This is a genomic window from Photobacterium sp. CCB-ST2H9, assembly GCF_023151555.2.
Taxonomy (GTDB): Bacteria; Pseudomonadota; Gammaproteobacteria; order Enterobacterales; family Vibrionaceae; genus Photobacterium.
This window is the reverse complement of sequence record NZ_CP100425.1, coordinates 2,258,342-2,271,372: the sequence shown is the minus strand read 5'-3', so window position 1 is coordinate 2,271,372 and position 13,031 is coordinate 2,258,342. Positions and strand designations below refer to the sequence as shown.

General features: G+C 50.5%; 11 protein-coding genes. 6 read left to right on the top strand and 5 right to left on the bottom strand.

What is annotated here, in order from left to right; genetic code table 11:
• Positions 1–4: 4 nt before the first annotated feature.
• Entirely contained in the window at positions 5–904 is a 900-nt protein-coding gene (locus tag L4174_RS10575) for a proline/glycine betaine ABC transporter permease (protein WP_248140760.1), read from the top strand.
• On the top strand, positions 897–2,129 hold the full coding sequence (locus L4174_RS10570) for a glycine betaine/L-proline ABC transporter ATP-binding protein (protein WP_248140758.1): 1,233 nt from the start codon (positions 897–899) through the stop codon (positions 2,127–2,129). The genes L4174_RS10575 and L4174_RS10570 overlap by 8 nt, the downstream gene beginning before the upstream one ends.
• Positions 2,130–2,193: 64 nt before the next feature.
• Here L4174_RS10570 and L4174_RS10565 read toward each other — a convergent pair whose 3' ends face one another.
• Entirely contained in the window at positions 2,194–2,955 is a 762-nt protein-coding gene (locus L4174_RS10565; RefSeq protein WP_248140756.1) for a DNA repair protein, read from the bottom strand.
• Between the two features lie 325 nt (positions 2,956–3,280).
• On the opposite strand from L4174_RS10565, the gene cysB reads away from it, so the two are divergent.
• From cysB to L4174_RS10550, 3 genes are all read left to right on the top strand, one after another.
• Positions 3,281–4,255 carry an HTH-type transcriptional regulator CysB gene (gene cysB, locus L4174_RS10560; protein WP_248140754.1) on the top strand — a complete coding sequence of 325 codons (975 nt, stop codon included), beginning with the start codon at positions 3,281–3,283 and terminating at the stop codon, positions 4,253–4,255.
• Between the two features lie 128 nt (positions 4,256–4,383).
• Positions 4,384–5,604, top strand: coding sequence for a methyltransferase (locus tag L4174_RS10555; protein WP_248140752.1), 1,221 nt, complete (start codon positions 4,384–4,386; stop codon positions 5,602–5,604).
• Positions 5,586–6,314, top strand: a complete 729-nt coding sequence (locus L4174_RS10550; protein ID WP_248140750.1) for a sulfite exporter TauE/SafE family protein — start codon at positions 5,586–5,588, stop codon at positions 6,312–6,314. The genes L4174_RS10555 and L4174_RS10550 overlap by 19 nt, the downstream gene beginning before the upstream one ends.
• Before the next feature lie 75 nt (positions 6,315–6,389).
• Here the strand turns inward: L4174_RS10550 and L4174_RS10545 are convergent, their stop codons facing one another.
• Together L4174_RS10545 and tyrP are read right to left on the bottom strand one after the other, a co-directional pair.
• Entirely contained in the window at positions 6,390–8,354 is a 1,965-nt protein-coding gene (locus L4174_RS10545; protein ID WP_248140748.1) for a bifunctional diguanylate cyclase/phosphodiesterase, read from the bottom strand.
• Positions 8,355–8,663: 309 nt separating this feature from the next.
• The gene (gene tyrP, locus L4174_RS10540; RefSeq protein ID WP_248140746.1) at positions 8,664–9,863 is read right to left on the bottom strand and encodes a tyrosine transporter TyrP; all 1,200 of its coding nucleotides are present in this window, start codon (positions 9,861–9,863) and stop codon (positions 8,664–8,666) included.
• A gap of 453 nt (positions 9,864–10,316) precedes the next feature.
• Here tyrP and L4174_RS10535 point away from each other — a divergent pair, with 453 nt between their 5' ends.
• Positions 10,317–11,549 carry a CinA family nicotinamide mononucleotide deamidase-related protein gene (locus tag L4174_RS10535; protein ID WP_248140744.1) on the top strand — a complete coding sequence of 411 codons (1,233 nt, stop codon included), beginning with the start codon at positions 10,317–10,319 and terminating at the stop codon, positions 11,547–11,549.
• Between the two features lie 77 nt (positions 11,550–11,626).
• On the opposite strand, the gene L4174_RS10530 is transcribed toward L4174_RS10535, so the two are convergent.
• Positions 11,627–11,896 carry a 2Fe-2S iron-sulfur cluster-binding protein gene (locus L4174_RS10530; RefSeq protein WP_248140742.1) on the bottom strand — a complete coding sequence of 90 codons (270 nt, stop codon included), beginning with the start codon at positions 11,894–11,896 and terminating at the stop codon, positions 11,627–11,629.
• Positions 11,893–13,026 carry a class Ia ribonucleoside-diphosphate reductase subunit beta gene (gene nrdB / locus L4174_RS10525; protein WP_248140739.1) on the bottom strand — a complete coding sequence of 378 codons (1,134 nt, stop codon included), beginning with the start codon at positions 13,024–13,026 and terminating at the stop codon, positions 11,893–11,895. The genes L4174_RS10530 and nrdB overlap by 4 nt, the downstream gene beginning before the upstream one ends.
• Positions 13,027–13,031 lie beyond the last annotated feature (5 nt).

Below are 13,031 nucleotides of genomic sequence, written 5' to 3'. Positions count from 1 at the left end.
AAAGATGTCTGATTTTTCCTGGTTTTCCGATTTTCCCCAGCTTGATCGTCACCAGTTACTTGCGATTCGTAAAACGCTTGATGGTGCATACCGAACGTTTTCCCGTGAATACGGTGACAGTATTGAAGCGTTTTTTGACCCGCTGCTCTCTGTGTTGATTGGGTTTGAAAAGCTTTTGTTAGCAACGCCCTGGTGGCTGATGATCGCAATCCTAGCCTCACTGGCTTTCTATGCCAGCCGCTCCTGGAAGCTGGTTTGCGGTGTCATCATTGCCTTTGTCCTGATTGGTCTGTTCGGGATGTGGGAAGATACCATGCGGACCATGAGTATTATTATTGCTTCTGCGTTGATGGCGATCGTTGCGGGAATTCCTTTGGGTGTCTGGATGGGCCGCTCTGATCGGGCGCAAACTGTGATCACTCCAATGCTGGATATTATGCAGACCATGCCTGCATTTGTGTATCTGATCCCCGTGGTGATGCTGTTGGGGATCGGTAAAATTCCGGGGCTGATTGCTGTGGTGATTTATGCCATTCCCCCGGTCATCCGATTGACCAATCTCGGGATCCGGCTGGTTGACAAAGAAGTACTGGAAGCCGCTGAAGCTTATGGTGCGAGCAGCTGGCAGCGCTTAACCGGGGTCCAGCTGCCGCTGGCCATGCCAACCATCATGGCCGGGATCAATCAGACCATCATGATGGCTTTGGCGATGGTGGTGATTGCCTCGATGATTGGGGTGAAAGGGCTGGGGCAACCCGTGCTGAAGTCGATCACCAATCAGTACTTTACCCTGGGGCTGCTGAACGGGCTGGCGATTGTTGCCCTGGCAATCATTTTTGACCGGATATCACAAAGCTATGCCCGCCGGACGCAACAGCACCTTTCAGGAAAGCATCATGACTGATTCATCAAAGGCTGCGGCAGACCAAAGGACGCCGCTGATTCACGTGCGTAATCTGTATAAAGTGTTCGGGCCGAAATCTGAGCAGGCACTCGAATTGCTTCAGACAGGAATGAGTAAAGAAGAAATTCTGGCGCAAACCGGCCACACCGTCGGCCTGAACAATATCAATCTCTCCGTATATCCGGGAGAGATCTTTGTGGTGATGGGATTATCCGGCTCCGGCAAGTCGACTCTGATCCGCCATTTCAATCGCCTGATTGAACCTTCTGCCGGGCAGGTCGAAATCGACGGCGTCAATGTGACCGCATTGAATCCTTCGGTATTACAGGCATTCAGGCGCAAGCGACTGGCAATGGTTTTTCAGCGTTTTGCTTTGCTGCCGCACCGCACTGTACTGCAAAATATCGGTTATGGTTTACAGATACAGGGTTTGCCGGCGAGAGAATGGCAGGACAAAGCTCAGTACTGGCTTGAGACCGTTGGTCTTGACGGCTATGGCGGACATTACCCCGCCAGCCTCTCTGGTGGGCAGCAGCAAAGGGTAGGGCTGGCCCGTGCGCTGTGCATGGATGCTGATATTTTGCTGATGGATGAAGCGTTTTCTGCGCTGGACCCGCTGATTCGCAGTGAAATGCAGGCGCAGCTGATGGCGTTACAGGCAAAACTGGGAAAGACCATTATCTTTATTACCCACGATCTGGACGAAGCCCTGCGACTGGGAGACAGGATCGCGATATTACGTGACGGTCAGTTGATTCAGCAGGGAAAACCGGTCGATATTCTGCTTCGGCCTGCGGACGATTATATCGAAGCTTTCGTCCGGGATGTGAACCGTTCAAAAGCGCTGAGCGTTGAAGCTGTGATGACGACACCGGCTCCCTGTATTGAGCCGGGGACGGTTGCAGAGGCGCTGCAGTCTCTGCGCGAGTGCCAGATGAACTTTGCTTATGTCTGGGATGATACGCAGGGTTGTCTGGGCGTGATCACGCGAGATGCACTGGAAAACATTGCTCTTGAACGCCCTGATTCGAGTCTTGAACCTTCGATGCTGATTGCGCTGCCTTCGATTCATTGTGCACAACCACTGGAAGCCGTGCTGCCGCTGACTCTGGAAAATGAATTGCCGTTACCTGTGCTGGACAGTCTGGGGAACTTACGGGGCAGTCTCTCACGTGCGACGCTGGCGAAGGTATTCAGTGAGCATATGACAGCGGAATCAGGGTGATAAGATTGCCGCAGAAAGAACACAGGCCGCGAAATGCGGCCTGTGTTGTGTTTGATTGCGTGGATTACCACTTTTTCTTGGGCTGGAAGAGTACGTCCAGTTCGTCCTGCTCTTTTTCGATCATTTCCTGACGCTGTTTTGCATGCGTCTGGTTCTGAGAGCTGTCGATTTCCTCCAGCATGGCCTGAAGTTTTTCACGGGCCTGATTGGCGTAATTGTGGTTCTTGGTGGACAGTGCATCCAGACCTTTACGAAGTAATTGCTTCGCGGTACCAATCTGACGCTTCATTCGTGCATCGTTGGCACGTTTGACGACGTTTTCAATATTGATACGCAGCTGGAGACCTTCCAGACGCGCGTTTTCGGTGACAAAAGCTTGGGTACCCAGGCGGCCCTTACTGTGTTCACTTTTAACCACTTGTTTCAGGCGTTTCACGAGCTGCAGCATGGCAATGGCCTGACGGTCTGTTGTCGGGACTTTGAAGCCAGACATTTCGTTGGGCGTATAGTGCTGCTGAAGCTGTTTGATCTGTTCACGGACGTTGTGAATTCGCTGGGGCATGGAGCGATCCGTCTGATCAATTTCGTACATACTTTCCAGCGCTGAAAGAATCCGGTGATTCAGACAGACAAGTAAGTCTTTACTGTAAGGCAGGTGATGAGCATGGCTGATCAGGTCTTCGCTGGAGTCGATGACGGCGATGTGTTTCGCCAGTTCCTGCTGTTTCTGGCTTTCCAGCTGCTGGCGATACTGAATGATAACGTTATAACCGACAACCAGGACTAACAGCAGGCCGACCAGACCGATCACTAAAGGAATACTCATAAAACTCGATCAGATAATCCACATAAAAACGAAGCAATAAGATACACCATCTGGCAAAGAGGTCATAGCATTGCGGGGATTTTTGCTCATAGCCTCACATTCGCAGTGTGTATATTTCTTCTGCCTGATGTAGTGTGACGATGATGGCCTGTCAGACGCCACTCTGTCTAGATTTCCGACGATTGTCCAATTATGATGGTTTGAATTGATTCAAACCGTCGTACGACTGTACAAGCGGCGTTGAAGCACTATGATAGTGCATATAACATAGTGAAATAGAACAACGCTTTGTTAGAATGTAACGGACTATATTTGGGGCGGTAGCATGAAACTACAACAATTACGTTATATCGTTGAGGTGGTGAATCATAATCTCAATGTGTCCTCTACAGCTGAAAGCCTGTACACCTCTCAGCCCGGCATCAGTAAGCAAGTCCGATTACTTGAAGATGAACTGGGTATTCAAATTTTTGAGCGCAGTGGCAAGCACCTGACCAAAGTGACTCCGGCGGGTGAAAACATTGTCCGTATTTCCCGGGATATCCTTTCGCGAGTCGAAAGCATTAAATCGGTCGCCGGTGAATATACGCATCCGGAAATGGGGACGCTGCACATTGCGACGACTCATACTCAGGCCCGCTATGCTTTACCTCAGGTCATTCAGGGGTTTATTGAGCGTTATCCGAAAGTTTCACTGCATATGCATCAGGGAACGCCGTCTCAGATTGCCGACGCTGTTTCTAAAGGAACCACTGTTTTTGCCATAGCAACAGAGGCCCTGCATTTATATCAGGACATGATTATGTTGCCGTGCTATCACTGGAATCGCTCCATTGTGGTCCGGGCTGATCACCCGCTGGCGCAGAAGCGCGATGTGACCATCCATGATCTGGCGGCTTACCCGCTGGTAACTTATGTGTTTGGCTTTACCGGCCGCTCTGAACTGGATGATGCCTTTAACCGTTCGGGTCTGACACCACGTATTGTCTTCACAGCGACGGATGCTGATGTCATTAAAACTTATGTGCGTTTGGGCATCGGGGTGGGGGTTATGGCCAGTATGGCGATTGACCCTGCAACGGATCAGGATCTGGTGGCCATTGATGCCAGCCATATTTTCGAAGCCAGTACCACGACGATTGGCTTTAAGAAAGGGACTTTCCTGCGCACATACATGTACGATTTCATGGAACGGTTTGCACCGCATCTGACCCGGAATGTTGTTGATCAGGCGCTGGCCCTGAAAAGCAATGAAGAAATTGAAGCGATGTTTGCCAATATCAAGCTGCCCGTCCGTTAATCATATTTATCGGACCATGATCATCAAAAGCCGCGAGACGCGGCTTTTTCTTTTTCTGTCCCTTACTTCTGCAGCTGAGTATGAGATAAAATACCGGCTTTCTGTCTGTTCTTCGTCACTGGTTTACCATGTCTGCTTATTCAGAAGTTTTCCGTCAGCTGGATGTTCTGCTGACCAAGCATCGTGCGCTCTGGCAGTTTATGCCTTTTGCCTGCAGGGATTACCCCTGGCAAGAAGACCTGCCTGCGCTGTCAGACTGGCTGAATCAGCTTTCTGATGACGAAATTTCTTGTCTGTTGCAGGACGCGGAAAAACTCAGAGATGCAATCCGACCGTTTTTACCCGATGCGGCAGCGCTTTTTGAACTGACCTCTTTACCGGTTTTGCCCAGAGTGTCTGATGCGATGTCTTCTTTGCCGAGAGGATTGGATACAGGCGTTCCCGGGCGTAAGTGGCATCAGATTCAGGCTTTTCAGAGTGTATTACCGCGACATGGGCTGCCGTGGCTGGAGTGGTGTGCCGGAAAAGGACATTTGGGACGAGTGCTGGCTGCAGCTCATCAGACTCCGGTGACCAGTCTGGAGTGGCAGCAAGCGTTATGTGACGACGGACAACAGATGGCGGCACAGCTTTCACTGCCCATGACGTTTGTTCAGGGTGACGCTTTTTCACCGGAAAGTGTACAACTGATTCAGCCAAAGCAGCATGCGGTTGCCTTACATGCCTGTGGCGACCTGCATGTCACGTTGCTCAAACAGGTTGAGGCCCGAAAAGGGCAGGCTGTCAGTGTTTCACCCTGCTGCTATCACTTGATCCGCAATGCGGTATACCAGCCCTTATCAGCGGATGCGAAATCAAGCCGACTAACGCTGTCTAAGCACGACTTGAAAATGCCATTGCAGGAGACGGTAACGGCAGGTCAGCGGGTACGCAACCAGCGCTTTGTGGAAGTCAGTTACCGGTTGGGGTTTGATGCCTTGCAGCAGACGCTGGCCGGCAGCGAGACCTATTTGCCGGTTCCAAATGTCCAGAAAGCCCTCTTGAATGAAGGGTTCGAGGCTTTTTGCCGTTGGGCTGCAGAGAAAAAAGGGATTGTCTTACCAGACGGTGTGGACTATCAGCATTGGCAGCAGGCCGGTGAAAAACGTTTTTATCAAATCGAACGCATGGAATTGGTGCGGCAGGTGTTCCGGCGACCACTGGAGTTGTGGCTGGTTTATGATCGGACAATCTTTATGGAAAGTGCCGGTTATCAGGTGCGGGTCGGGACTTTTTGTGAAAAGCCTGTCACGCCGCGAAATATTTTGATTCACGCGCAACTGGAGAATGAATGGAACTCAGTACCCTGATTTATTGTGCGCTGGCCTTGTCGGCTGGTTGTTTCGTGCAAAGTACCGTCGGCTTTGGGATGGCAATTGTCGCAGCGCCGGTTGTTTATTTCTTCGAGCCGCGTTTTGTTCCGGGTGTGGTCACTTTTGTTGGTCTGGTGCTTGCGTTGATCAACATGTGGCAATACAGGCAACAGATTTCGTTTCAGGGGATGAGTGCGGCGTTTATTGGTCGTGTCCCCGGTACTATGGTTGCGGGCTGGATACTGCTTTATATCAGTGCTGAGCATCTGGCGTTGATTCTCGGCGGCGGGGTGTTGCTGGCTGTATTGATTAGTCTGATGAAGGTGCGGTTTAAACCCACGCCGAAAGCGCTTTTTATTGCTGGGTTTACATCCGGACTGATGGGAACGACCACCAGTATTGGCGGCCCGCCGATGGCGCTGGTCCTGCAGCATGCAGAAGCCGGGAAACTCAGAGCGAACCTGGCTCTGTATTTTGCGTTTAGTTGTGTTTTGTCTCTGATAGCGCTGTCGGCAACGGATCATTTCAGTGTCTGGCACCTGAAGTATGCATTACTCATTTTACCGGCACCGATCATCACGACCTTACTGGCTTATAAAGTCCAGCATCTGGTGAAGACAGAATGGTTGCGGTATGCGCTGCTGGTCCTCTGTACTTTTGCGGGGATGGCCGCGATGTGGCAGGGATTGAGCCCAATGTGGGCATGATCAGAGAAAAATCGCCAAGAACAGGGCAGAAGAAGGCTGAACCTTACGTTAACTTTCTTCTGCCTTGTGTTTTCATCAGCTGGCGATCGGGATGGCGTTGAACAGATTGAACTGGCGTCGTTCAAGTTCATGGGCTGGCATAGGTTTACCCAGGTAGTACCCCTGACAGTAATCAAACTGGCAGCTTTGAATGAACTCAAGTTGTTCCAGGGTTTCAACCCCTTCCGCAACCAGTTTCAAGTTGAGCTTGTCGCAAATTGCACAGGTTGCTTCCACAATGGCCCGGCTGCTTTGCGTATTCGCCTGCACGAAACTCTGATCCAGTTTGACCTGAGTGATCGGCAGGTTCTGCAGTTGAGACAATGAGGAATAACCGGTTCCGAAGTCATCTAGGTGCAGCTCGATGCCCAGCTCTGCCAAATCAACCAGGCATTGCTTGGCTTCATCGTACTCCTGCAACATGGCCGACTCAGTGAGCTCAAGCGCTAACTGAGATGGGGCAATGTCGTATTGAACCAGCAGCGTTGAAATGTAAGTGGCCAGGCTGGCATGGAGCTGTGCCCGTGACAGGTTCACACTGACTGTAAAACGCTTCCCGAATGTCTTATTCCAGCTCGACAACTGCATGCAGGCTTGTTTGAGTGTCCATTTGCCTAATGGAACAATCTGGCCGGTCTCTTCTGCCAGCGGGATAAATTCTGATGGTGCAACCTGACCGAGATCTTCGTCGTACCAGCGAATCAGCGCCTCAAAACCACCGAGCCGGTGATTCTTCAAATCGACAATCGGCTGATAATAAAGCTCGAATGCTTCCGCATCCATCGCCAGTGTCAGGTGATGGCGCAGGGTCATTTTACGATACAGATCTTCTGCCATTTCCGGTGAGAAGTGGTGGCAGCGGTTGCGGCCTCTCAGCTTCGCACGATGCATGGCCATGTCCGCCTGAGTGATCAGGGTTTCAATCTTCTTGGCATCGGTCGGGAAACTGGCCATCCCGATGCTGCAGCCAATGGAAAGCTCGCCGACTTCTTTCAGGTGGAATGGTTTATTCAGGCTGGCGATCAACTTACGGGCAAACTGGGCTGGCTCATCAATTTGGCGCTGATCAAGCTGAATAATGAACTCATCGCCTCCAAAACGCGCCAGCAATCCATTGAACTTCACAATTTCGCTCAGACGAATCGCAATGGCACGCAGCATCTTATCACCAATGGCATGGCCGTAGCTGTCATTGATCAGCTTAAAGCCGTCGATATCCAGAAACAGCAGGGTATAAGGCTGAGAGGTATGCTGAGATGCATGAATGGCGTTGATCATGCCACGACGGTTGAGCAGGCCGGTCAGATAATCATGCTCAGACTGATATTTGGCTTGCTTCAACTGCTCTTTTTCCTGGCTGATATTAACCAGGCTGAGCAACAGCTGTTGTTTGTCTGCCAGCCATTTCCCGTCAATGTTGAACCAGTCGTAATTGCGTCCGGTCCAGCAGAGTTTTCTGTGGTTCAGGATGCCACCTTCACTGGCCTCCTGAAGCCACTTTTGGGCCAGTTTAATATCGCCGACGAAGGTCGCCAGGCTGTCAAGCTGCTCGCCAAACGCATGGACAAAAGCACGGTTCGCACTGAGCAACTTGCCTTCTGAGGAAAACAGCAATGCCAGATTGGAACCGTCGGAAAATGCCAGCTCCCGTCTCAGGCTGGCTTCTTCGGCGATCACATGCACCAGCATCGCCATCCGGCCATCTGTCAGAGGGATGCCGGAAAAGTAACATAATGCATTCTTAACTTTGCTTTTGGGACTGTAGCTCCACCACAGTTTGAGCGCTTCACCCCGTTTGAACATCTGAAGATAATCATTCAGGGTCGCCTCAACGGCATCAGACATATCACGGCCAAGATCCCGTGTAGTCAGTTCATGAAGGCTCTCTGCTTCCCATAATGGCAGCGCAGCGGAATTAGCCCAGACGATGGCTTTGTTTTCGATATCGAAAACCCATACTGGGGATTGCAGATGCTCAAAGGTCGTAAAGGATTGGCTCATACCAGATAAAGGGATGGCTTTAAAGGTTCGATGTCTCAACGATAGCCTAAAATACGTTACGCATATATGTACCAGGGCATAAAGCGTGATCTTTGTTCAAAAACAGTGTGTGATATTTGTGTAATTTATTGAAATGTAATCTATAAATATGCAATTACTGATGGTTTTATTTGTTTTTATGCATTTACAGATGTTTGTTGTCTAATAATTAAACTTATCAATTTATCTCGTTGTCTTACCCATATTTTTCAATGGTCACGTATCAAAAAATGTCGGGCCGCTTTGAGCGACCCGATGTTCCAGAAGCAATTAGCCGACCGCCGGGATGACGCCAACCATCTGCAGTAGCTGCGCTGTGATAATCACGACACCTGCTGTTGCGGCCATGAACAAGGCTGGCTGACCGCCAATCACCTGATACCCCTCTTTTCTTTGCTGACGCTGCACATGAACCATCGCAACCGGCAGGAAGATAGCCAGGATAACCAGTGCAATCGCAGCGTAACCCAGTGCCATGATAAAGCCCTGCGGGTAGAACAGTGCGAAACATAATGGCGGTACGAAGGTAAAAACAGCTGTTTGCAGGCGGCCTGATGCCGAACTCTGACGGTTGAGCGTGTCGGACAAAAAGTCGAACAGGCCCAGACTGACGCCTAAGAAAGAGGTCGCCAGCGCCAGATCTGCAAAGACAGAGACAGCATGACTGACCATCGGGTTGTGCAGCAGCGTACTGAGCGCCGAAATGAAGCTTCTCAGGTTCGCGTTGTCAATCAGCTGTGACTGACTCAGGATGCCCTGGCTGGCAATTTGCCAGAGCAGGTAAATGACCAGCGGTACAGAGGCGCCAATAATCATTACCTTGCGCAGTGCTTTCATATCAATCCCCACGTAACGCACGATCGAGGGAATACTGCCGTGGAATCCGAAAGAGGTGAAGACAACCGGCAGTGCGGAAATCAGCAGCCCTTTCTCAACCGGCATGTCGACCAGATGCTCGCCCTGAATATGAGGCAGCAGTAAGCTCAGCATGACGGTCAGCGCAATAACTTTCAAAGCAAACAGGATACGGTTGACCAGGTCAACAGAGTGAGTACCGATAGACACGATGGTGGCAATGATCAGTGTAAAGATGATTGTGCCAGCCTGAGGAATCACATTCAGACCCAGCCAGTTGGTCAGCTTGTCATGCAGCTGCTCGCCGCCACCGGCGATGTAAGCGGAACATAATGCGTAAAACAGAAACATCATGGCAAAGTTTGCCACGAGCTGGCCTTTTTTCCCCAGCAGTTCCCGGGCAAGTGTATGCAGGGTCGCAGATTGTTCGGCGTGCTGGTGGACTTCCAGCATCAGCAGGGCGGTGTACACCATCAGTGCCCAGATTCCTACCATGGTTAACGTCGCTGTTGTAAACCCAAGCCCGGCGGAGGCCAGAGGTAATGCTAGCATCCCGGCGCCAATGGTTGTGCCGGCAATTATCAATGTACTACCGAACGTTTTGTTCATGCTCATCGAGGAAAACTCCCTGTATTTTTATTGGTTTAATTGATGGGAGAGGGGGCTGTTCAGGCTGATTCTCTCCGAAGAAAAAATATAGCCACAATGGTGTAACGGGTTGGAAGGAATTGATTTGTTCAACTTTCTTTACAACGCTGTCGACCATTGTGGCCGACGATAATAAGTCTTCATGAAGTGTTTGCTCATAACATTCGTACAACATACGGTATTTTTGACTAACAATTAATCATTTTGTCAGCTGTAATTCTCAGCCGCTACTTTAATCCTGGATAAAAGGACTGTCAACTTAAGTTTAAATGAGTGTAAATGTAGATTTACAGTCCGTTTATTGAAAACTGTATGCAACATATTGTCTGTGCTGGATAATTTAAATAAGCATGATGTGCATTTTCTCGCCGTTAGCGAAGTGTTACAGTGAGTAAAATTTTGAATCCGAAGAGGAAGAACATGTTGCAAGTGGTCATGATCAGTACCGGCGAAGAAGTCCTGCATGGAGATATTGTAGATACCAATGCAGCATGGCTTTCCCGGTTGTTTTTTCAGCATGGCTTTGCGCTGTCACGCAGGACGACGGTTGGTGACCAGTTGGAAAGCCTGGCTTCTGAAATTGAACAGTGCAGTCTGACGGCAGATATCGTTATCGTAAATGGCGGGCTGGGTCCTACAACGGACGATCTGACGGCGCAGGCGGCGGCCATTGCCGCAGGGGCTGGTCTGGAGCAATCTGAATTCTGGGTTGAGCAGATGATCGAAAAATTCCGGGTGTATGGCCGGGAAATGCCTCAGGCAAACCTGAAGCAGGCCATGCTGCCTGAAGGGGCTGAGCTGCTGGACAATCCGGTGGGAACGGCTTGTGGTTTCATGATGAAGCTCAATCGTGCGCATCTCTTTTTCACGCCGGGTGTTCCAAGCGAATTCAAAAAGATGGTCGAAGATGAAATTTTGCCGCGCCTGAAAAAACTTCATCCGGAAGTGTCTATGATGGCGTGTCATCGCCTGTATTGTTTTGGCCTGTCAGAATCCGGGATTAACGATACACTTTCGACTCTGGACCTGCCGTCGTCTTTCCAGCTTGGTTACCGTTCAGCCATGCCATTCATCGAGGTGAAATTATTTGCGCCGAAGGGAGATGTTCAGTCCGCCTCGGTTCTTGAAGCGATACAGACCCGGCTGGGAGACAACATTGTTGGTGTCGAAGCCAATCTGCTGGACAGCATCGGTCGTGTTTTAGAACAGCAGCCTTACACCCTGACGGTTGCTGAGCAGTTTACCGGCGGGGATGTGATGAACTGGCTGCAGGATAATCCCCATACCCAGTCTGCGCTGAATCAGGGATGGTTACTGACCACGAAGGTTGAGCCTTCCGTGAGCGATGCTGAGCCGATGGGAGCCGCTCTGGCGATGGCGGCAGCTGCCCGGCATCAAACCGGTTCAGACTTAGCCTTAGTCTGCGGACCTTTGCATGACGGTGCGGTTGCTGTTGCGCTTTCAACCCCCGGAGGGGACTGGGCACAGCATGTCAGCACAAAGCGTCAGTACGCCAATAAAACACATCGCAAGCTGGTTGCGACTCTGATGCTGGATATGCTGCGTCGCTGGCAGTCCGGAGAGCCGGTCATCGGCAGTTATGTGACTTTCGAAACCCTTAGTGAGCTGTTTTTACCGGCCGAATCCAAATAAGTCTGTTCCGGATATTAAAAAGCCAGCTTGATTCATTCAAACTGGCTTTTTTAATTTCCGATTGCTGTCTGCCGAACTTAAGGCGTCTGTAACTGGTACGTAAACTCCAGGTCCAGATCTGATGTCGGGACAGCGCGGCAGGCAAGAATTTCACCCGGCGCAACAAACGCCATCGCTTCATGCTGATCCACGCTGCCTTCTTTCAGTTTGCACCGGCAGGCACCACACATTCCATTGCGGCACTGGAACTCGGGCTGTAATCCCGCACGTTCCAGTTGAAGGAGCAGGGGCTCATAGTTATTGCCCTGAACCCGTTGTCCGTTCACCGTAATGGTCAGTTGGGTCATAGCTCGAAGTCGCCCAGATCGTCTGCGCTGACGTCATTGTCAATCTGACCAACCAGGTAAGAGCTGATTTCCGCTTCCTGAGGCGCCACCTGAACGTTGTCAGAAGACAACCAGGCATTGATCCATGGAATCGGATTCTGAGTCGCGCCAGGGTAGGCTGGCTTCAGACCGACGGCGGACATGCGCAGGTTCGTAATGTACTCGACATACTGACACAGAATGTCTTTGTTCAGGCCAATCATAGAGCCGTCTTTAAACAGATACTCAGCCCATTCTTTTTCCTGCTCCGCAGCTTCTTTAAAGATGTTAAAGCACTGCGTTTCACATTCACTGGCAATTTCGGCCATTTCCGGGTCATCCTGACCTGTACGCATCAGGTTCAGAATATGCTGGGTTCCTGTCAGGTGCAGCGCTTCATCCCGGGCAATCAGCTTGATGATTTTTGCATTCCCTTCCATCAGCTCACGTTCGGCGAATGCGAATGAACACGCGAAGCTGACGTAAAAACGAATTGCTTCCAGGGCGTTGACCGACATCAGGCACAGATACAGCTTTTTCTTCAGTTCGTGCAGGCTGACTTCTACGGTTTCGCCGTTCACGGTATGAACACCTTCACCTAGGCGGTGATAATCATTGGTACTGTGAATCAGCTGGTCATAGTAATGGGAAATGTCACCGGCACGTTTGATGATGTGCTCATTGGTAACAATATCGTCAAATACCACAGCCGGGTCGTTCACGATATTGCGAATAATGTGCGTATAAGAGCGCGAGTGAATGGTCTCAGAAAATGACCAGGTTTCAATCCAGGTTTCCAGCTCTGGGATCGAAACCAGCGGCAACAGCGCTACGTTCGGGCTGCGGCCCTGAATCGAGTCGAGCAGCGTCTGATATTTCAGGTTGCTGATGAAAATATGGCGCTCGTGATCCGGCAGATTATTGAAGTTAATGCGATCGCTGGATACGTCGACTTCTTCCGGGCGCCAGAAGAAAGACAGTTGCTTTTCGATCAGTTTTTCGAAGATTTCGAATTTTTGCTGGTCATAACGCGCCACGTTCACGGGCTGGCCGAAGAACATGGGTTCTTTCAGCGCGTTATTATTGGTTTTACAGAAAGTGCTGTATGCCATTGTGT